The organism is Actinomadura oligospora ATCC 43269 (assembly GCF_000518265.1).
GTDB classification, from domain to species: domain Bacteria; phylum Actinomycetota; class Actinomycetes; order Streptosporangiales; family Streptosporangiaceae; genus Spirillospora; species Spirillospora oligospora.
The window spans coordinates 407618-428644 of sequence record NZ_JADG01000009.1 but is presented as its reverse complement, the minus strand read 5'-3'; the positions used below and the strand labels follow the sequence as shown (position 1 = coordinate 428644).

Here is a 21027-nt window from a genome sequence, read left to right as displayed (position 1 = left end):
ACGAGATTCTGGTTCACGAGGTTAGCGACCTCGCGGGGTGTTCGCCTAGGCGGGGGCCCGGTCGCCTGGGCCTTCGCCCGAGCAGCGGCCCGGACGGCCGGGTCCGGGCGGGCCGGGCCCGCGGCTAGGCGGGGGCCTGGGCGTCCCGCCTGCGGGCCCGGTAGGCCGCCACGTGCATGCGGTTGCCGCAGGTGCGGCTGTCGCAGTACCGGCGGCAGCGGTTGCGGGACAGGTCGACCAGCACCCGGCCGCAGTCGGGCGCCTCGCAGGTGCGCAGCCGGTCCAGCTCCCCGGCGGCGACGACGAAGGCCAGGGCCATCCCGCAGTCGGCCGCCAGGTGCTCGCCGAGGGGCGCGCCCGGCTCGAAGTAGTGCATGTGCCAGTGGTAGCCGTCGTGGTCGGTCAGGTGCGGGGTGGTGCGGACCCCGCCGACGACCTCGTTCACGAGCGCCACGGCGGCCGGCGGGTCGTCCGCGGCGAGGAAGACCGCGTGGAAGCGGTCCCGCAGGCCGCGCACGACCTCCAGGTCCCGCTCGGCCAGCCCGGACACGTCGCTGGTCTCGTTCCGCTCGAGCAGCTCGCGCAGCGCGGCGAGGTCGGGCAGGCCCTCCTCGCCGCCCGCCGCGGGCGCGGTGTTGACCAGGTCGACCACGGTCGCCAGGGCGTGCTCGGTGTCATGGGTGAAGATCACGGTCACTCCAGTCTCGGAGACCGAGGGGGCGGTCCGTCGCGTCGCCACGGCAGGCGCGGACCGGGCCGTGGGGTGCGCGACGCGGTCTCACCCTAGTCCGCCCGGACGACGATCCGTCCCATCCCGGGCATCCCGCGGTTACGCCCCGTCCCTTTCCTGGTCATCGGGCCTGTCCGCATTCCGGATACTCGGCCCGGCGGACGGGGAACGATCACCTCGTGGAGGAGGAACGCCTGTTCGTCGTTCTGCTGGTCGTGGCCGTCGTGGTGCTGCTGGCCCGCGCCCTGGCCCACCGGCTCGGGGTGCCGGACGCGATCCTGCTCGTGGTGCTCGGGATCGCCGCCGGGTTCATGCCCGGGCTGCCGAACGTCGTGGTCTCGCCGCACCTGGTGCTGCTCGGCTTCCTGCCGCCGCTGGTGTACCACGCGGCGTTCTTCTCCGCCCCCAGGGAGACCCGCGCCAACGCCTTCCCGATCTTCACGCTGGCGGTCGGGCTGACCCTGGTCACCACGGTCGCCGTCGCCGGGACCGTGTACTGGCTGCTGCCCGGCACCGGCTGGGCCGCCGCCGTCGCGCTCGGCGCGGCCGTCGCGCCCACCGACGCGGTCGCCGCGACCTCGGTGATGCAGCGGGTCGGGGCGCCGCCCCGGCTGACGACGATCCTGGAGGGCGAGAGCCTGATCAACGACGGGGTCGCGCTGACCGTGTTCGGGCTCGCCGTGGAGGCGATCACCGCGCCGTTCACGGTCGGGCACGGGGCGGTCCGGCTCGTCCAGGTGGTGGTCGGCGGCGTCGGCTACGGCCTGGTCGTCGGGCTGGTCGTGCGCCGGGTGCGGCGGTGGATCTCTGATCCGAGCAGCCAGATCATCGTGTCGATGGCGACGCCGTACCTGGCCTACATCCCGGCGGAGAGCCTCGGAGGGTCCGGGGTGCTCGCCGCCGTCGTCGCCGGGTTCTACCTCGGCACGCACGGCGAGGGCCTGCTGCAGCCCGCGTCCCGGCTGCTGGGAACGATGTTCTGGCGGATCGGGACGTTCCTGCTGGAATCCGCGCTGTTCGTCCTGCTCGGCCTGGAGATCCGCGAGCTGCTGCACCAGCCCGGCGGACGGTCCTGGTGGGAGGTCACCTGGATCGGGCTCGCCGTGTCGGCCGTGGTGATCGGCGTCCGGGTGGCGTGGGAGCTCGGCAACCGCCCGCTCGCCGACCTGCTGCCCGGCGGCCGGGTCAGCCAGGAGGGGATGGGCTGGCACGAGCGCCTGGTCATCGGGTTCTCCGGGATGCGCGGCGCGATCTCGCTCGCGATCGCGCTGTCGCTGCCCGCCGCCGTGGGCCCCGACCGCGAGCTGCACGTCCTGCTGACGGCGCTGGTGGTGCTCGTCACCCTGGTCGGGCAGGCGCCGCTGCTGCCGGTGCTGCTGCGCCGGTTCGGCCTGGTCGAGACCGACCGCCGGCGCCGCGAGTCGATGATCGCCCGGAAGGCCGCGGCGAACGCCGCGCTCGCGCGGCTGGACGAGATGGCCGAGGCCGAGGACGTGGACGAGAAGACCGCCGACGCGTTCCGGCAGATGCTCGAACTGCGGCTGGAGCGCGTCGAGTACTTCCTCGAGGAGATGGAGGAGGACGGCGAGGGCGAGGAGGAGGCCCGCGAGGAGCGGGGGGAGCCGCCCGGCAGCATGCGGGTGCGGGCCGAGCTGGTCCGGGCGCAGCGCGCCAAGCTGGACACGCTCTACCGCAGGGGCAAGATCGGCGCCGGGACGCTGCGTCAGGTGGGGAGCGAGCTCGACTTCGCCGAGCCGATCTCCATGCGGCGGCCCAACGGCTGACGGTCTCGGGGAGGACACGAGGCCGTCACCACGTTCGACCGGAGGGGACGCGCCGAGCAGGACGCGAGCCGGGAGCACCGGCGGGGGGCGAGCCAGGAGCCTGGCGGGGAGTGTGAGCCGGGGGTCGCCGTGGCGGCGAGCGGAAGGACGCTCGGGAGGCGACCGGGGCGCTGTGGGGGGTGTCTCGCCGGGGGCGGGCCGTCGGGCGGCCGGGCGGCGGTGGGGGGCGACCGGGGGCGCCGGCGGGGAGCGCGCCGGCGTCGGGGTCAGCGGGCGTAGCTGGGGTCGGCGATGACCGGGTAGGTCGCGCCCTCGTGCTGCACCCGCATCGTGATGGACTGGCCGTCCAGCACGTAGTCGGCCTTGATCTGGCGGAACATCGAGTCGCCCGCCCACGGGTTGTAGAAGCGGCCGACCGTCGCGCCGTAGCGCAGGTGCACCACGTCGTACCCGCCGGACGGCATCGCCTCGAGCGTCAGCCCGTCGGCCAGCGAGATCGGGAACCGGAACTCCATCGGCGCGTTCGGGCCGTGGATGACCGTCAGCAGCCGCACGCCGTGCGCGGTGGTCTGCGCGACCAGGTCGGTGTCGGCGTCGACGCCGACGAAGACCCGCAGCGTGGGCCGCAGCACCTGCGGGACGGTGTCGGCGGCCGTGAGGTCGACGCCGATGTGGATGCGCTGGCCGTCCTTGGTGGGGACCCACACCCCGTCCCGCGCGCGCTGGCCCCAGGCGACGTCGGGGTTCTCCACCTCTTGCGGCTCGCTCTTGCCTCGGGCGACGAGCACCCGGGACGCGGCGTTCATCGCGGCCGCCGCGCCGTCCCGTGCATGCCTCATGGCGTGCCCCGCCTCCATTGATCACATCCGTGACATCGCAGTGGTTCTGGCTCTACCCTGGGCAATCGCGGCACGACCGTGCTTGGAACCGCACTTGGGTGCTTATCGGCGATTGCCCCACGCGACGACGCAGATTACACCACCGGAAACCGGCCCATCCCGTGATGGCGGCGGGATGGGCCGGTGGTCCCCGGCGGTGGGCGGTCCGGATCCGGTCAGTAATCCGTCAGCACACTTCGGACAGCGGTTCGAGGGCGTCGCGGGTCAGGTCGGAGAGCACCTCCGACAGCCGGTCGAGCGCGGTCGCGATCCACGGCAGGGACGCCGGGTCGGACGATTCCAGGGCGGCGAGCCGCTGCTCGTCGTCCGCGCCGTAGAGCAGGCTCGGCGCGACGCGCATCCGCAGCGCGTCCGTGGCGTCGCCGAAGGCCGATCCGGGCAGCACGCCGACGCCGTAGTCCTTCAGCAGCAGGCCGGTCAGCTCGGCCCCGGTGGTCACGCCGTGGTCGGCGCGCAGGCGGTCGCGCAGCGGGTCCAGGTCCGGGTAGAGGTAGAAGCCGCCGCGGGGCCGCGGCACCGTCGCCCCGGCGACGGTGAACCGGTCGGCGACCGCGCGCACCACCGAGGCGTGCAGGCGGCGGCTCAGGTCGATCCGCTCGACCAGCTCCTCCGGTTCGGTGAACGCGTAGGCGGCGGCGTGCTGGACGGGCGCGGGCGCGCTCGACCAGATCTCGCTGGCGATCCCGACGACCGAGTCGCGCAGCCGCGCGCCGAACGGCCCCTCCGGGAGCCGGAGGACGCCGAGACGCCAGCCGCCCGCGGCGAGGTTCTTGCTCAGCGCGGTGGAGACGACCGTCCGCTCGGGCGCCCACAGGGCGGGGCTCTGCACCGTCTGCGCCGGATCGTGCAGCAGGTCGCGGTAGATCTCGTCCGAGATGATGACCAGGTCGTTGTCGCGGGCCACCTCGCACAGCTTCTGGATCGTTCCAGCGGAGGCCAGCGTGCCCGTCGGGTTGTCCGGGAGCGTCACCACGACCGCGCGCAGCGGACGTCCGGCCGCGCGGGCCCGGACGCAGGCGTCGGCGAGCAGCGCCGGGCTCGGCGTCCCGCCCTCGCCGGGCGGGGTGGCGATCATCACCGGATCGGCGTCCAGGAGCCGGGCCTGTGCCGCGTACGACACCCAGCTCGGCGCGGGCACCGCCACCGCGCCGCCCAGCGCCAGCAGCAGCGCGAACAGCAGCGGCTTGCTGCCCGGACCGGCGACGATCCGGTCGGGCGCGGTGGGCAGTCCGCGCCGCGTCCAGTAGCCGGCGACGGCCTGGCGGAGTTCGTCGGACCCGGCGACCGGGCCGTACCCCCCGCGGTCGGCGGCCTCGGACAGGGCCCGCACCAGCGCGGGATGGATCGGGATCCCGGCCTCGCCGAACCCCAGCGGCAGCACGGGAAGACCGGCCCGGGCGCGGCGGGCCAGGGCCTCGTTGACGGCGAGCGTGGCGGACAGCGCGACGGGTCGCGGCGTGGTCTGGACCGGCCGGAGTGTGGACGGACTCAGGGCAGGCATCAAGAGCTCCTGAAGAGGAGTGAAAAGGGGTGTTCTGAGTGACGGAAAGTGAGGTCGCACTCTGTGAGTGATCGACTCTCTTCGGTGACCCGGCCGGGACACCTTCAATGTTGGTCGGTCGGGAGCATCATGACAAGCTCCTCTCAACGATGGTCACCGTAAGCTGTTCTTATGCTTGAGGTGCGCCGACTGAAACTGCTCTCCGAATTCGCCCGCCGCGGCAGCATCGCCGCGACCGCGGAGGCCCTGGGCTACACGGCCTCCGCGGTCTCCCAGCAGCTCGCCACGCTGGAGCGCGAGGCGGGCGTCCCGCTGCTCGACCGCACCGCGCGCAGCGCCGAACTGACCGACGCCGGACGCCGCCTCGCCGCTCGCGCCGAGGAGATCCTCGGGCTCGTGGAGGTCGCCGAGGCCGAGTTGTCCGCGCAGGCCGAGGCGCCCATGGGCCGGATCGCGGTGACCGCGTTCCCCACCGCCGCCGTGGCGTTCGCCCCGGCCCTGGCCCACGGCCTCGCCGACTACCCGGGACTGACCTTCGTGCTGCGGCAGACCCGCCTTGGCAACGGCGTCTCGCAGGTGCGCGGCGGTGAGGTCGACATCGCCCTCGTGGACGACTGGACCGGCTCCCTCCCCGAGCAGGCCCCGGCGTCCCTGGAGGTGTTCCGGCTGCGCCGCGACCCGCTCGTGCTGGTCGTCCCGGCCGACCACCCGCTGTCCGACCCTGAGCGGCCCGTGGACCTGCGCGCCCTGCGCGAGGAGCCATGGATGGCGGCCCCGCCCGGCGAGCCGTCCAGGCAGGCCGTGGACCGCCTGCTGGACGAGGTCGGCGGCACCGGGCCCGTCCCGTGGGAGTTCGAGGGCCTGCACACCATCCTCAGCCTGGTGGCGCGCGGCCTCGGGATCACCGCCGTCCCGGCCCTCGCGCTCGCCGCCGGGGACCGCGGCGTCGCCGTCCGCCGGATCCCCGACTGCACCCTGGCCCGCGAGGTCTACGCCGTCACCCGGGCCGCGAGCGTCCGCCGTCCCGCCGTCGCGGTGACCCTCCGAACGCTCTACTCGGCCGCCCGCCAGGCCGGCCCCACCCTCCCGGACGCCTGACCGTCCCGGAGGCCTTGGTCAGCTGTAGTCGAACCAGCCCTGCATCTTGGCGCCGAACATCATGTTGCCGGAGACCTTGATCTTGCCGGACATCACGCCGGTGACGCCGTTCAGCTCGCCCGTGCAGAGCCGGAGCAGGTGGGGGAGCGACATGGCGAGGGTGACCGTGGCCTTCTCCGGGGCGCCGCGTCCGCCGGTCGCGCGGCCGGCGGCGATGTCCAGGTGGTAGGTGCGCGGGCCGTCGGGGGTGGTGATGTCCCACTGGACGCTGCCGGCCCCGCCGCCCGCCCTGTCCGGGACGAACCGGGTGCCCATCAGGCCGAAGATCCGGTCGAGGACGCCGTCCACCCCGGCGGCCCGGGCGAACTCGGCGACCACCTTGTCGTCGACGCCGTCGGCGTTGAGCAGCTCCCGCAGCTCGGCGGGGGTGCTCACCGACTCCAGCATCTGATCGAAGTCGCCGGCCTCGGACGGGATCTGCGTGCCCATGACGCCTCCTCGGTGAAGCTTCTCGATGGGGGATCCGCTCGGTGGTGCCGTCCGGCGGGATCCGGTCTCCGCACTGTTAACGATGAGTCCAATACGGTCAAGGGGGACGGACGGACCGGTTCGTCCGGGCGGACGGATCCGGCGCGGCCCGGATCTTCACGTACCGTGGGGCGAACCCTCGGACGATGCCGGGGCCAACGTCGCAAGGCACGCGGGAGCGTGAGGCTCGATGCACGAGACCGTGGCAGAAGGGGGCACCGGCCCGGACGCGGCCGGGGAACCCGTGCCCGTGCGTCCGGCCCTGCCCGCGCGCGGGCCGGACGGCGTCGCCCGAAACGGCGGGCGCAGCTTGGGGCGGCACGGCGGGCAGGCGTTCGGGTGGGACGGCGGGCACGGGTTCGAGCTGCCGCGGCTGGCGGTGCTGCTGCGGCACGCCGCGCCGCGGTTCGTTGAGGGCGTGATCGCGCCCGTCGCGGTCTTCTACGCCGCGTTCGCGCTGTTCGGGCTGAACGGCGGCCTGATCGCGGCGGTGGCGTGGGTGTACTGCGGGATCGCCTGGCGGTGCGCGCGGGGGCACGGGGTGACCGGGATGCTGATGCTCGCGGCGCTCGGCGTGACCGTCCGGGCCGGGCTGGCCGCCGCGACGCAGAGCGCGATGGTGTACTTCCTGCAGCCGACGCTCGGGACGCTCATGGTCAGCGTCTCGTTCCTCGCCTCGGTGCCGTTGCGCCGCCCGCTGGCGCAGAAGCTCGCCACCGACATGGTCCCGATGCCCGAGCCGTTCCTGCGGCACGTCCGGGTGCGGCGGTTCTTCTCGCGGGTGTCGCTGCTGTGGGCGTCGGTGTTCCTGCTGAACACGGGGCTCAGCCTGTGGATGCTGCTCCACCAGTCGATCACGGTGTTCCTGTGGGTGCGGACGTCCCTGGTCGCGGCGATCGGCGCGGTCGCGGTCGCCGCCTCGGTGTGGGGGTTCAGGCGCTGCGTCGGACGGGTCAACGCCGACCCCGCCGCCGCCTGATCCGCCACCTCTGATTCCGGCACGCCCAACCCTGGGCCCACGGCACGGTCGAGCCGTTCCGGTCGGGGTCTGTTCTCGTTTGGGTCATGCCTAAATATCCTATAAATTTCCTTCCGTACGCCATCTGGGGATCTGGGGGGATTTGCATGGCGAAGGGGCTTTTTAGGGCTGTCGTGACCGTGGGGGCGGGAGCGGTGCTCTTCCTGACGTCGGCCTGCGGCGGCGGTGACGAGGCGGCGGCGAAGGGACGGCTCGCCGCCGAGTCGTCCAGCCCCGTGACGATCACCCCCGGGGACGGCGCGACCGCCGTGAAGCCCGACGGGACCGTCGAGGTCAAGGCCACCTCGGGGACGCTGGAGAGCGTCACCCTCCAGGGCGGCGACGGCGCGCCGGTGGCCGGGGAGCTGGCGGCCGACCGCAAGAGCTGGCGGTCGTCCCGGACGCTCGTCCCCGCCACCGACTACACCGTGACCGCCCAGGGGAGGCGCGGCGACAAGCCGGTCAGCGTCACCAGCCGCTTCAGCACCCTCAAGCCGAGCAAGACGCTCAAGGTCGTCGACATCACGCCCAACCGGACGGGGGAGAAGGTCGGCGTCGGCATGCCGGTCTTCGTCCGCTTCAACCGCGCCGTCCCGACCCGGACGGCCAAGGCCGCCGTCGAGCGCGCGCTGACGGTCACGCCGGAGAAGCCCGTCGAGGGCGCCTGGCGCTGGATCGGCGACGACCAGGTCGTCTACCGCACCAAGACGTACTGGGCCCCGTACCAGAAGGTGCGCGTCGACGCGAAGCTCGCCGGGGTCAACGTCGGGAACGGCGTTTATGGTGCCAAGGACTCCAAGGCCACGATGCAGATCGGGGCCGAGCAGATCACCAAGGGGAGCATCTCCTCCCACGGGATGAACGTGTACCGGGACGGTAAGAAGATCCGCCACATCCCGTTCAGCGCGGGCAACGGATCGACCCGCGAGTACACGACCACCAGCGGCGTCCACCTGCTGATGGGAGCCGAGGGCCACGTGACGATGGTGTCCCCGGGGCGCAAGCCCGGCGACCCCGGCTACTACAAGACCGAGGTGGACTGGGCCGTCCGGTTCTCCAACAGCGGCGAGTACACCCACTCCGCGCCGTGGAACGTCGGCATCCAGGGGTCGGCGAACACCAGCCACGGCTGCCTGAACCTCAGCCCGGCCAACGCGCGCTGGTACCACGAGATCGCCCAGCGCGGCGACGTGCTCAGCCTGACCGGCAGCACCCGCCAGGTCGAATGGGACAACGGCTGGAGTTTCTGGCAGATGTCCTTCGACAAGTGGAAGGCGGGCAGCGCCCTCGCCTGAGGGTCCTGACCTGCCGCGTTCCTCCCGAGCCCCGCGGCCTTCCCGGCCCGGCCGACGGACTCCGCGAACCCCCGGGTACACCCCGGGGGTTTTTGCAACGCTTTGATCTCGGACCACGAGAACAATCCGATCAAGCCCCACATTGGCGACAATTGTCGCTAATGTCTCCGCCATACAGCGGGGGTCTCTGGAGGTTGACGTGGGGCGGACGCTCACCGTGGGGGTGCGGACGGGCGCGGGCTTGACCGCGATGGCACTGGCGCTGACCGCGTGCGGCGGCGGGGAGAAACACGAGGGCGCGAACGTCGACGGCAAGGCCGAGGCGGGAACGCCGCAGCTGACGATCACACCGGGGAACGGGGACGGCCGCGCCGCGCCGGACGCCGGCGTGACGGTGAAGGTCGCCGGCGGAACCCTCGACCAGGTCGTCGTCACCCGCAAGGGCAAGCCCGTCGAGGGCGAGATGTCGGCGGACAAGACGACCTGGCAGTCCCGGACGCTGCGTCCCGGATCCCAGTACCAGGTCCAGGCGTCCGCGCGCAGCCCCAAGGGCAAGACGGCGTCGGCCAGCAGCTCGTTCGGCACGGTCAAGGCCGGGAACGAGCTGGCGATCACCGACGTCACGCCGAGCTCGGGCAAGGTCGGCATCGGCATGCCGATCATGGTGGCGTTCAACCGCGCCGTGGGCGACCGCAAGGCCGTCGAGAAGGCCCTCGAGGTGCGCTCGCAGAAGCCGGCCGTCGGCGCCTGGAAGTGGACCGACGACCAGCACGTCGTCTTCCGCACCAAGAACGGCACGTACTGGCAGCCCAACCAGAAGATCACCTTCAGCGCCAAGCTCTCCGGCGTGAAGTCGGGCAAGCGCACCTACGGTGTCGCCGACGTCGACCGCTCGTTCCGGATCGGTGACGCGCACATGGTCACCGTGAACGTCAAGACGCACCGGCTCGTGGTGAAGAAGAACGGCGTCAAGGTCAACGGCTGGGGCATCAGCGCCGGACGCGGCGGGCGGATCCGCAACGGGGTGGACATCTACCAGACCACCAGCGGCGTCCACCTGACCATGGGCAAGGAGAACCCGGCGATCATGACGTCCGAATGGATGGGCGTGAAGCCGGAGGACAAGGCCAACGGGGGCTACAAGGAGGTCATCCCGTTCGCCGTCCGGATCTCCGACAGCGGCGAGTACATCCACTCGATGGCGGCCACGACGTGGGCGCAGGGACGGCAGAACGTCAGCCACGGCTGCGTGAACTCCCCGCCCAGCAAGGCCGAGTGGTACTACGGCTTCTCCTACATCGGCGACCCGGTGGTCATCACCGGCACCGACCGCGAGCTGCCCTGGGACAACGGCTACGGCTTCTACCAGATGTCGTGGGCCAAGTGGCTGCGCGGCAGCGCGCTCGGCCAGGAGGTCAACACCGCCGGCTGATCCGGCGTGCCAGGCGCGACGCCGACTGATGTGGGATCGGTCCGCGTCGTGTCGGCCTACCCAGAACCGGCTGACACGTAGCCGACCGAAAAAGGGAGTGGTCGGCGCGCTGTCAGCCTGCACAAAGCGGTCGGCGATGGGGCGTCGGCCGAAGTCGAACCGGTCGGCGATGGGCGCCGGCCGGTAGAAACGTCGCATCCGGGGCACGACGCGCCCGTGTCGGGGAAACCCTTCTGCTCCACCGTCCGGTCGAGCAGGATGGCCCCGGGAGCACCGTATCTACCTTGAACCGGGGGTTCGGATGGTGGTACGTCAAGCTGCGCAGGCACCCGCCGGGGGCGGGGCCGCGAAAAAACGCCGTAAGCGGCACTGGAAGGCCCGGCTGAAAGACCCGGCCCGGGTCATGCACCGGATCCTCCGGCGGACGGCGTTCGTCCTGTTGCGCCTCTTCACCCGCGGACGACTCGTGCCCGCCCACGGCGAGCGTCCCGTCGTCCGGGTGCTGCTCCAACACGCACATGGTACAGGAGGGACGATCAGGACTGTACTGACCACGTGCGGACATCTCGCCCGCGATTACGACGTCGAGATCGTCAGCGTCCTGCGGACGGCGGACACGCCGTTCTTCCCGATCCCGGACGGCGTCCGCGTCACCTTCGTCGACGACCGCCGTCCACCGCCGCGCGGCCCCGCCCTCGGACGCGTGGAGCGCCTGCTGCGCCGCATGCCGAGCGTCCTCACCCAGCTCGACGAGGCCACGTTCCGGCACGGGAGCCTCTGGACGGACCTGCGGCTCGTCCGCGTCCTGCTGGACCGGCCCGCCGACGTGCTCATCGGCACCCGGCCGTCGCTGAACATGCTGCTCGCCGAGCTGGCCCCGAAGGACGTCGTCACCATCGGGCAGGACCACCGCCACCTGGCCGGATACCGGCCGACGGTGCGCGCGGAGATGCGCCGCCGCTACGGCCGGCTGACCGTCCTGACGACCCTCACCGAGACCGCCCGCGCCGAGTTCGCCGAGGCTCTCGCGGGGACGCCGGTGCGGATCGTCGTGATCCCGAACGCCCTGCCCGAGCTGAACGGCGGCCCGTCCCGGCGGGAGAGGCCCGTGGTGCTCGCCGCCGGACGGTTCGTCCGGGCCAAGGGCTTCGACATGCTCATCGCCGCGTACGCGCCGCTGGCGGACAAGCATCCCGACTGGCGGCTGGTCATCCACGGCGCGGGCTCCCGCGAGGCGAAGCTGCGCAAGCAGATCGCCCAGCTGGGCGTGGGGGACAGGATCGAGCTGAAACCGCGCACCGACATGGGGCGGGCGCTTGAGCAGGCCTCGGTGTACGCGCTGTCGTCCCGGTACGAGGGCATGCCGATGGTGCTGCTGGAGGCGATGAGCAAGGGCCTGGCCGTCGTGTCGTTCGACTGCCCGACCGGCCCCGCCGACCTGATCCGGGACGGCGAGAACGGCCTGCTCGTCCCGCCCCGCGACGTGGACGCCCTCACCGCGGCCCTCGACCGCGTCATGTCCGACCGCGACCTGCGCGACCGCCTCGGCACGGCCGCGCCCGAAGTCGCCGGTTCCTACCATCTGGACCGCATCGGCCCCCTCTGGACCGAACTGCTCGAAGGCCGCTGACCCGTCGCGTCACCCCACGCGTGCGCGGTTCACGGCCCGCGGAATCCGGACGACCCCTGACCGGGCGAAACGGTCAGGGGTCGTTCGCGTCCGGGAGGGCGCCCGGGGCGTGGCCGGTCAGCGGCCCAGGACGGTGCGCGGGCCCTGGTTCGCCGGGGACGCGCCGGTGAGGTGGCCGCCCGCGGCGCGCGGCACGCGGGTGGGGGACGGGGCGGGGCCGGTGCCCGAGCCGCCGGTGAGGTGCTCGGTCATCCACTGGAACATCGGGCGCAGCGCGTTGCGCCAGGTCCGGAAGTCGTGGCCGCTGCCCTTCAGCACGGTCAGCGGCGCGACCTGCCGGTGCGCGCGGAGCAGCCCGGCGAAGCCGCGGGCCGCGGAGGTGTCGCCCGCCGCCTGCGAGCCCGAGGCCAGCCAGAACAGCGGCAGGTGCGCCCCGGCGGCCATGCGCTCGAGGGCCCGCATCGGGGTGTTCTGGTCGCGGACGCGCCGGTCGCCCGCGAACGGGTCGCGCCTGCCGTCCGGCGTCCGGTTCGTCGGCAGCGGCTGGAAGTAGCCGCTCAGCACCGCCGCGACGCCGTAGGTGCGGGTGTGCCGCAGGGCCAGGTTCGCCGCGCAGTAGCCGCCCTCGGAGTAGCCCGCCAGGCCCCAGCCGTCGCCCGGCGGACGGACCCGCAGCGACCCGGCCACGTAGTCGGGGACGTCGCGGGTGAGGAACGTCTCGTCGTGCGGGCCGTCCTTGGCGTCCAGGCACTGCCCGGACAGCCGCCGCCCGCCGCTGATGTCGGGCATGACCAGCACCACCGGGGCTGCCAGACGCTCCCGGACGGCCTGCGCGAGCGTCTGCGGCGCCGGGATGTGCCGGGTCCAGTCGGTGGGCGTGCCGGGGGAGCCGTGCAGCAGCTCCACGGCCGGGAACCGGTAGGCCGCGTAGGCCGGGTCGAAGTACTGCGGCGGCAGGTAGACCAGCAACTGCCGGACGAGCCCGCTCGTGCGCCCGTTCATCCGGACGTTCACCAGCCGCCCGCCCGCCATGCTCTGCCCGTGCGCGTTGGGGTACCCGGCGCTGAACGCCTTCACCTCCGGGACGCCCCGGCCGCTGCTGCCCGACTCCTCGGCCATGTCGCGGTAGATGTCGGTCCAGCCCTGGTAGTAGCCGTAGTAGCGGTTGACCGCCGCGATCCCGAACAGCGCGGCGGCGAGGAAGGCGCAGAAGGCCGCGACGAGGCGCAGCGCCAGGTTCCCGGCCCGGTACTGCCACCATGTGGCGCCGACGAACCCCAGCAACAACAGCAGGAACACCAAGACGTTCTGCGGCCCGATCATGCCGATCCCCGATCCCCGTTTTCGACTAGCGCAGTACCCCCGTGTGCCCCAGGGAGTAACGGCCCGGCTGAGGATAGACGCACAAACCGTGCGGACCCGTACCGACCCGGATCTTTCGGATCAGCCTCCCGTCGGCGGTCGAGATCGCGTACACCACCCCGTCGTACCGTCCCGACAGCCAGAGCACCCTTCCGTCCGCCGAGACTCCCCCCATGTCGGGGGAGCCCCCGCCGGGCAGCCGCCAGGTCCGGTCGACCCGGCCGGTCGCGAACGACACCACCGAGATCGTGCCCTCCCCTCGGTTCGACACGTACAGGACGCGCGAGTCCCGGCTGACGTAGAGGCCGTGCGCGCCCTTCCCGGTCGGGAGGAACCCGGTCTTCCGGAACGTGCGCGCGTCGACCGTCCATACGCCGTTGGACGCCATGTCCGCTATATAGAACGTACGACCGTCCGGTGACAGTTTCACGTCCTGCGGCATCGCCCGATTGCTGAGATTGATCGAGGCGGCCACCCGGCGCCCGGCGGTGTCGATCTTCAGGACGTCCCCGGAGAACTCGCACGCGGTGAGGAAGAAGTCGCCCGCCGCCGAGAAGTCGGCGTGGTTCGGACCCTGGCAGGGGACGTTCACCGAGGTCACGAGCCGCATCGTGTGCGCGTCCCGAAAGTCGATCCGCTCCTTGCGCTCGGCCATGACGACCGCGTGACGGCCGTCCGGGGTGAAGTAGAGGTTGTACGGATCGTCCACCGGGACGGGCCTGCCGTGCCTGCCGGTGCGCGGATCGATCGGGACGAGGTCGTTCGAGTCGTTGTCGTTGACCCAGAGCGTCCTCAGGTCCCAGGACGGCACCACGTGCTGCGGCACGCGGCCGACCTTGAAGCGGTCGACCCGCTTGAAGGTCCTCTGGTCCAGGACGATCACGTCGCCGCTCTTGGTGTCGGGGACGTACACGCGCGCGGGCATGCCCTTCACGACCGGGCTGAGCATCCCCGGCCGGTCGTGCGCGTACACGTCGGTTCCGTCCCCGTCCGGCGGCGTGGGCGGAAGCGCCATCGGCGGAGTGGCGACACCCCGTCCCATCCGCGCCCTGGGCTGCTCACCGGCACAGGCCGCGAGACCGAACAAGAGCGAGACCGCGACCGGAAGCCGCGTCAGGGGCGACGCCGCCACGGCACGGGACCACCGGCTCATGAGGCCAGGAGAACCGAGGCGGTGACGGGTTTCAGGCCACACGCTCGGGATGCCCCGTCGCTCCAGAGTCACGACGGCCAGCGTACGGGCCGTCGGATGAGCGCTCGGTTATTGTCCGATTTCGATGCGTGTCCGCGTCGTCCTTCCCCCTCCGGAGATCAACCGATCTCGGGCGGACGGGGCAGACCGACCGCCGCCGCGTCGACGACGTCGCTCAGCAGTCCGCGCCGCCGGTGGACGCGTCGCTGCCGGTCGGCGCCGGTGCCGTCGGTCAGCAGCCGGTCCAGGCCCGCCTCGACGAGGGCGAGGTCGCCGGAGTCGTCGAGCGCGGGACGGGCGTGCGCGAGCAGCGCGACGGCCAGGTCGGCGAACCGCGCGGGCCGTCCCGTCCGGACGTCCAGGCCCTTCCCGGCGAGGCCGTCGCGGGCGGCGAGCCAGTACGCGGCGCGCAGCATCTCCTGGGACGGCGCGGGCGGCCTCTCCCCGTCCTCGACCGCGGCGAGCGCCACCTGCGCCAGCGCCCGGACGAGCGCGGCGAACAACGCGGCGCCCTCAGTGTCGAGCGCCACGTCCGCGAGCCGGATCTCCAGCGTCGGCAGGCGGGAGGACGGGCGGACGTCCCAGAACACCGTGGCCAGGTCCATCAGCGCGCCGCAGCCGAGCAGCGCCTCGATCAGGTCCTCGTAGTGGGAGAGGGACTCGAAGAACGGCGGCGGCCCGGCGACCGGCCAGCGCGCCCACGACATGACCCGCCAGCAGGCGTGCCCGGTGTCGCGTCCCGCCCAGAACGGGGAGTTCGCCGTCATCGCCAGCAACGTCGGCAGCCACGGCCGCAGGTGGTTGCTGACCTGGACCGCGCGGGCCCGGTCGGGCATCTCCACATGGACGTGGCAGGAGCAGATGCACTGCTCGTCGTCCAGCGCCCGGTAGGTGGCCAGGCTGTCGGCGTAGCGCGGCCCCGGGCTGATCGGCGGCGGGAACAGGTCGCCGAGGACGGGCGTGCCGGTCGCGACCAGCATCAGGCCCTCGGCGCGCGCCGCGTCCGCCATCGTGGCCCGCATCGCGCGGATCTGCTCGGTCAGCTTGTCCAGGTCGTCGCACGGGGGCGTCTTGGCCTCGGCGAGGAAGCAGACCAGCTCGGCGGACGCGCGGTCGCCGAGGGTCTCGGCCGCGCGGGCGACGACGCCCCCGGCGCGCGGCACCACCTGGCGGGACCGGGGATCGACGACGAAGTACTCTTCTTCGATACCGAACCTGAGGGCCATCCCACCACCTCGGTGCCGGGGCCGGCGCGGCGAGGCCTGAGGGGACCCGCCGGACTCGGACGGTCACATACGACGTTACGTTCCCGTTCGTCCGGTTGCACGCTTGAGGTCAGGGTCACGTCACCCGGCCGGGATTCGGGTTTACGGCCCCGGGATTTTGGGGCCCCCGCGGCGCCGCTCCGGCGGGTCCGGGCCCTGTCCGGGGCGCGTCGGAGCCGTGTCCGGGGCGTGTCTGCGGGCACCCCGGTCGTCGGCTCGGGGTCGGCGCTCGCCTACCATCCCTGCCATGACGGTGCCGCCTGAAGAACTCGAACTGGCCGCCGCCTTCCCCCCGGCCGATCGTGACCGGTGGCGGGGAATGGTGCGGGGTGTGCTGCGCAAGACCGGCGCGGCGTCCGAGGACACCCCCCTCGACGAGATCGAAGGGCTGCTCGCCCACGAGACCTACGACGGTGTGCCGATCGCCGCGCTCTACACCGCCGAGGACTCCGCCCCCGGACGGCCCGGACTCGCCCCCCGTGTGCGCGAGATCATGCCCGAGGGCGAGGGCCTCGCGGGCTGGGACGTCCGGCAGCGGCACGGCCACCCCGACGCCGAGACGACCCGCGCCGCGATCCTGGCCGACCTGGAGAACGGCGCCACCTCGGTCTGGCTGACGCTCGGCGAGGGCGGGATCCCCGTGGCGGCGCTGCCGGACGTGCTCCGCGACGTCCACCTGAACCTCGCCCCCGTCGTGCTGGACGCGGGCGCGGAGACCGGCGAGGCCGCCGAGGCGTTCCTCTCGCTGGCCGCCGAGCGCGGCACCGAGCCCGTCGGGAATCTGGGCGCCGACCCGCTCGGCCTGGCCGCCCGCACCGGCGCCCGCGCGATCCTGGACGACGTGGCGGTGCTGGCGATCCGGTGTGTCCGGGAGTTCCCGAAGGTCCGGGCGTTCACCGTCGACGCCACCCCCTACCACGACGCGGGCGGCGGGGACGCCGACGAGCTCGGCGCGGCCGTCGCCGCCGGGGTCGCCTACCTGCGCGTCCTCACCGCCGCGGGCCTCACCGTGGACGAGGCGTTCGGCCAGATCGAGTTCCGGTTCGCCGTCAACGCCGACCAGTTCGCGTCGATCGCCAAGCTGCGCGCCGCGCGCCGCCTCTGGCAGCGCGTCGCCGAGGTGTCCGGCGCCCGGGACGGGACGGTCGCGACGATCCACGCCGTCACGTCCTCGGCGATGATGACCCGCCACGACCCGTGGGTGAACATGCTGCGCACCACCGTCGCGACCTTCGCCGCCGGGGTCGGCGGCGCGGACGCGGTGACCGTCCAGCCGTTCGACGCGCGCCTCGGCCTGCCCGACGACTTCTCCCGGCGTATCGCCCGCAACACCCAGACCCTCCTGCTGGAGGAGTCGAGCCTCGCGCGCGTCGTCGACCCGGCGGGCGGCTCCTGGTACGTCGAGCGCCTGACCGAGGACCTCGCGCAGGCCGCCTGGGCCTGGTTCACCGAGATCGAGAAGGCGGGCGGGCTCGCCGACGCGCTCGCGTCCGGCCTGGTGGCGCGGCGCCTGGGGGAGACCTGGGAGCGCCGCCGCCGCGACGTCGCCCACCGGAAGGCGCCGCTGACCGGCCTGAGCGAGTTCCCGAACCTGGCGGAGACCCTGCCGTCCCGGCGGCCCGCCCCGTCCTCCCCCGACACCGGGGGACTTCCGGTGGTCACCTACGGGCAGGACTTCGAGGCCCTGCGGGACCGCTCCGACGCGCACCGCGACGCGACCGGCGCGCGCCCGAAGGTGTACCTGGCGACGCTCGGCCCGGTCGCCGCGCACACCGGCCGCGTCACCTTCGCGGCCAACCTGTTCCAGGCGGGCGGCGTCGAGACCGTCATCGGCCCGCCCGAGGGGTTCGCCGCGTCCGGCGCGACGATCGCGTGCCTGTGCTCGTCCGACAGGGTGTACGAGGAGCGGGCGGCGGACGCCGCGCGCACCCTGCGCGACGCGGGAGCGGTGAAGGTGTGGCTCGCGGGTAAGGGCTCCTACGAAGGAGTCGACGCGCGGATCTTCGCCGGATGCGACGCGGTGGAGGTCCTCACGACCACCCTCACCGATCTGGGAGTGAACCGATGATCCCCGACTTCTCCGAGATCGAGCTCGGCGCGCCCGTCACGGCCGACGAGGCCGCCAAGCGCTGGCGCGGCGCGGCCGGGGACCGGCCCCTGGTCTGGGACACCCCCGAGGGCATCGCCGTCCCGTCCCTGTACACCGGCGAGGACCTGGCCCCGCTCGACTTCCTGCACACCCTGCCGGGCGTCGCGCCCTTCCTGCGCGGCCCCTACCCGGCCATGTACGCGACCCAGCCGTGGACGATCCGCCAGTACGCGGGCTTCTCCACGGCCGAGGAGTCCAACGCGTTCTACCGGCGCAACCTCACCGCCGGGCAGAAGGGCCTGTCGGTCGCCTTCGACCTCGCCACCCACCGCGGCTACGACTCCGACCACCCGCGCGTGGCCGGGGACGTCGGCATGGCGGGCGTGGCGATCGACTCGATCTACGACATGCGGCAGCTGTTCGACGGCATCCCGCTGGACCGGATGTCGGTGTCGATGACCATGAACGGCGCGGTGCTGCCCGTCATGGCCCTGTACATCGTGGCCGCCGAGGAACAGGGCGTCGCGCCCGAGGCGCTGGCCGGGACCATCCAGAACGACATCCTCAAGGAGTTCATGGTCCGCAACACCTACATCTACCCGCCCGCGCCGTCCATGCGGATCATCTCGGACATCTTCGCGTTCACCTCGCAGCGGATGCCGAAGTTCAACTCCATCTCGATCTCCGGCTACCACATCCAGGAGGCCGGGGCCACGGCCGACCTGGAGCTGGCGTACACGCTCGCCGACGGCGTCGAGTACATCCGCGCCGGACGCGACGCCGGGCTGACGATCGACTCCTTCGCGCCGCGCCTGTCGTTCTTCTGGGCGATCGGCATGAACTTCTTCATGGAGGTCGCCAAGCTGCGCGCGGCGCGCCTGCTGTGGGCGAAGCTCGTGAGGCAGTTCGGCCCGGAGAACCCCAAGTCGCTGTCGCTGCGGACGCACTCCCAGACGTCCGGCTGGTCCCTGACCGCGCAGGACGTGTTCAACAACGTCGCGCGCACCTGCGTCGAGGCCATGGCCGCCACGCAGGGCCACACCCAGTCGCTCCACACCAACGCGCTGGACGAGGCGCTCGCGCTCCCGACCGACTTCTCCGCCCGCATCGCCCGCAACACCCAGCTGCTGCTCCAGCAGGAGTCCGGGACGACCCGGACGATCGACCCGTGGGGCGGCTCGGCCTACGTCGAGCGGCTGACCTACGACCTCGCGCGCCGCGCCTGGGGGCACATCCGCGAGGTCGAGCGCGCGGGCGGCATGGCCCGCGCGATCGACGAGGGCCTGCCCAAGCTGCGCATCGAGGAGGCGGCGGCGCGGACGCAGGCGCGCATCGACTCCGGCCGCCAGCCCGTGATCGGCGTCAACAAGTACCGTCCGGACGCCGACCAGGACATCGAGGTGCTCAAGGTCGACAACGCGTCCGTCCGCGCGCAGCAGATCGACAAGCTGCGGCGGCTGCGCGAGGAGCGGTCCGAGGACGGCGTGCGCTCGGCGCTGGACGCGCTGACCCGCGCCGCGTCCGCCGCCGAGGAGGGCTCCCGCGGCTCCGGCCTGGACGAGAACCTGCTGGCCCTGGCGATCGACGCGGCCCGCGCCAAGGCGACCGTGGGGGAGATCTCCGACGCTCTCGAGCGGGCCTACGGACGGCACTCCGCGCAGATCCGTACGATCTCCGGTGTGTACCGGGAAGAGGCGGGCAAGGTGTCGGCGATCGAGGAGGCGCGCGCCCTGACGGCCGCGTTCGAGGAGGCCGAGGGGCGGCGGCCGCGCATCCTGGTCGCCAAGATGGGCCAGGACGGCCACGACCGCGGCCAGAAGGTCATCGCGACCGGCTTCGCCGACCTCGGCTTCGACGTCGACGTGGGCCCGCTGTTCCAGACCCCGGGCGAGGTCGCCCGCCAGGCGGTCGAGGCGGACGTGCACGTCGTCGGGGTGAACTCGCTGGCCGCCGGGCACCTGACGCTCGTCCCCGCGCTGCGCGCCGAGCTCGCCGCGCTGGGCCGCGACGACATCATGATCGTCGTCGGCGGCGTCATCCCCCCGCAGGACTTCGACGAGCTGCGCGAGGCGGGCGCGGCGGCGATCTTCCCGCCCGGCACCGTCCTCGCCGACGCCGCCCAGGACCTCCTGCGCGACCTCGCCGACCGCTTGGGCCACGGCGACTCCGGTCATGGCGGCTCTGGTCACGGCGTTTCGGGGCAGGGGGAGTCCGGGGCGTGACGCGACCGACGCTGGAGGACTACGTCACCGGCGTCCGGGACGGCTCGCGCGCGTGGATCGCCCGTGCGATCACGCTGGTCGAGTCGTCCCGGCCGGACCACCGCGCGCTGGCGCAGCGGCTGCTGGTCGAGCTGACGCCGTTCACCGGAGGGGCGCGCCGGATCGGCATCACCGGCGTGCCCGGCGTCGGCAAGTCCACCTTCATCGACGCCCTCGGGACGAACCTCACCTCCGCCGGCCACCGCGTCGCCGTCCTCGCCGTCGACCCCTCGTCCACCCGGTCGGGCGGTTCGATCCTCGGCGACAAGACCCGGATGAACCGCCTCGCGGTGGACCCGCACGCCTTCATCCGCCCGTCCCCGACCGCCGGGACCCTCGGCGGCGTCGCCAAGGCGACCCGCGAGGCCATGGTCGTCATGGAGGCCGCCGGGTACGACGTCGTCCTGGTCGAGACGGTCGGCGTCGGCCAGTCCGAGACGACCGTCGCCGAGATGGTGGACACGTTCCTGTTCCTCACCCTCGCCCGGACGGGCGACCAGCTGCAGGGCATCAAGAAGGGCGTCCTGGAGCTCGCCGACGTCATCGCCGTGAACAAGGCGGACGGCCCCCACGAGATGGAGGCGCGGCGGGCGGCGCGCGAACTCGCCGGGGCGCTGCGGCTGCTGCGCAGCGACGAGCGCGCCACCGACACCCCCGTCCTGACCTGCAGCGCCATCGAGAACGTCGACCTGGACAAGGTGTGGGACGCGCTCATCGCCCACCAGGACCGGCTGGCCGCCTCCGGCGACCTCGACCGCCGCCGCCGCGCGCAGCAGGTGCGCTGGACGTGGGCCATGGTCCGGGACCGCCTCCTCGCCGAACTGCACGCGCATCCGGCCGTGCGGGATCTCGCTCCGAAACTCGACGCCGAGGTCGCCGCGGGCACCCTCACACCGGCCCTCGCCGCCGAGCGGATCCTGGCCGCCTTCACCCGCTGACCTCG

General features: G+C 72.9%; 16 protein-coding genes. 9 read left to right on the top strand and 7 right to left on the bottom strand.

Annotated features, from left to right (window positions below):
• Window positions 1–124: 124 nt before the first annotated feature.
• Window positions 125–691, bottom strand: coding sequence for a CGNR zinc finger domain-containing protein (locus tag P696_RS0115945; RefSeq protein WP_026413121.1), 567 nt, complete (start codon window positions 689–691; stop codon window positions 125–127).
• Window positions 692–909: 218 nt separating this feature from the next.
• Here P696_RS0115945 and P696_RS0115940 point away from each other — a divergent pair, with 218 nt between their 5' ends.
• On the top strand, window positions 910–2514 hold the full coding sequence (locus P696_RS0115940) for a Na+/H+ antiporter (RefSeq protein WP_026413120.1): 1605 nt from the start codon (window positions 910–912) through the stop codon (window positions 2512–2514).
• 266 nt (window positions 2515–2780) lie between these two features.
• Here P696_RS0115940 and P696_RS0115935 read toward each other — a convergent pair whose 3' ends face one another.
• On the bottom strand, window positions 2781–3353 hold the full coding sequence (locus tag P696_RS0115935; protein WP_026413119.1) for a hypothetical protein: 573 nt from the start codon (window positions 3351–3353) through the stop codon (window positions 2781–2783).
• Window positions 3354–3579: 226 nt separating this feature from the next.
• Window positions 3580–4914 (bottom strand): pyridoxal phosphate-dependent aminotransferase, encoded by a 1335-nt coding sequence (locus tag P696_RS0115930; protein WP_051467706.1) that lies wholly within the window; start codon window positions 4912–4914, stop codon window positions 3580–3582.
• A gap of 171 nt (window positions 4915–5085) precedes the next feature.
• On the opposite strand from P696_RS0115930, the gene P696_RS0115925 reads away from it, so the two are divergent.
• The gene (locus tag P696_RS0115925) at window positions 5086–6012 is read left to right on the top strand and encodes a LysR family transcriptional regulator (RefSeq protein ID WP_026413117.1); all 927 of its coding nucleotides are present in this window, start codon (window positions 5086–5088) and stop codon (window positions 6010–6012) included.
• Window positions 6013–6030: 18 nt separating this feature from the next.
• Here P696_RS0115925 and P696_RS0115920 read toward each other — a convergent pair whose 3' ends face one another.
• The gene (locus tag P696_RS0115920) at window positions 6031–6501 is read right to left on the bottom strand and encodes an SCP2 sterol-binding domain-containing protein (RefSeq protein WP_051467704.1); all 471 of its coding nucleotides are present in this window, start codon (window positions 6499–6501) and stop codon (window positions 6031–6033) included.
• 229 nt (window positions 6502–6730) lie between these two features.
• On the opposite strand from P696_RS0115920, the gene P696_RS45860 reads away from it, so the two are divergent.
• From P696_RS45860 to P696_RS45855, 4 genes are all read left to right on the top strand, one after another.
• A complete protein-coding gene (locus tag P696_RS45860) occupies window positions 6731–7519 on the top strand; it encodes a VC0807 family protein (RefSeq protein ID WP_157429728.1) in 789 nt (262 codons plus the stop codon).
• A 194-nt stretch (window positions 7520–7713) separates the two neighbouring features.
• Window positions 7714–8853 (top strand): L,D-transpeptidase, encoded by a 1140-nt coding sequence (locus tag P696_RS0115910; RefSeq protein ID WP_245627678.1) that lies wholly within the window; start codon window positions 7714–7716, stop codon window positions 8851–8853.
• A gap of 199 nt (window positions 8854–9052) precedes the next feature.
• Entirely contained in the window at window positions 9053–10285 is a 1233-nt protein-coding gene (locus tag P696_RS0115905) for a L,D-transpeptidase (protein WP_245627677.1), read from the top strand.
• A gap of 403 nt (window positions 10286–10688) precedes the next feature.
• A complete protein-coding gene (locus tag P696_RS45855) occupies window positions 10689–11915 on the top strand; it encodes a glycosyltransferase family 4 protein (protein WP_051467702.1) in 1227 nt (408 codons plus the stop codon).
• Between the two features lie 117 nt (window positions 11916–12032).
• Here P696_RS45855 and P696_RS52480 read toward each other — a convergent pair whose 3' ends face one another.
• From P696_RS52480 to P696_RS45845, 3 genes are all read right to left on the bottom strand, one after another.
• Window positions 12033–13238: an alpha/beta hydrolase gene (locus tag P696_RS52480; RefSeq protein WP_051467700.1), complete on the bottom strand. Its 1206-nt coding sequence runs from the start codon at window positions 13236–13238 to the stop codon at window positions 12033–12035.
• Between the two features lie 25 nt (window positions 13239–13263).
• On the bottom strand, window positions 13264–14292 hold the full coding sequence (locus P696_RS0115890) for a YncE family protein (RefSeq protein WP_034485027.1): 1029 nt from the start codon (window positions 14290–14292) through the stop codon (window positions 13264–13266).
• A 296-nt stretch (window positions 14293–14588) separates the two neighbouring features.
• Entirely contained in the window at window positions 14589–15695 is a 1107-nt protein-coding gene (locus tag P696_RS45845; protein ID WP_034485024.1) for a carboxylate-amine ligase, read from the bottom strand.
• Window positions 15696–15981: 286 nt separating this feature from the next.
• Here P696_RS45845 and P696_RS0115880 point away from each other — a divergent pair, with 286 nt between their 5' ends.
• Genes P696_RS0115880 through meaB form a run of 3 tightly spaced genes read left to right on the top strand, consistent with a single transcriptional unit; the run spans window position 15982 to window position 21022 of the window.
• Entirely contained in the window at window positions 15982–17802 is a 1821-nt protein-coding gene (locus P696_RS0115880) for a methylmalonyl-CoA mutase subunit beta (protein ID WP_026413112.1), read from the top strand.
• Window positions 17799–20045, top strand: a complete 2247-nt coding sequence (gene scpA, locus P696_RS45840) for a methylmalonyl-CoA mutase (RefSeq protein ID WP_051467689.1) — start codon at window positions 17799–17801, stop codon at window positions 20043–20045. The genes P696_RS0115880 and scpA overlap by 4 nt, the downstream gene beginning before the upstream one ends.
• Window positions 20042–21022, top strand: a complete 981-nt coding sequence (meaB, locus tag P696_RS0115870; RefSeq protein ID WP_026413111.1) for a methylmalonyl Co-A mutase-associated GTPase MeaB — start codon at window positions 20042–20044, stop codon at window positions 21020–21022. The genes scpA and meaB overlap by 4 nt, the downstream gene beginning before the upstream one ends.
• Window positions 21023–21027: the final 5 nt, after the last annotated feature.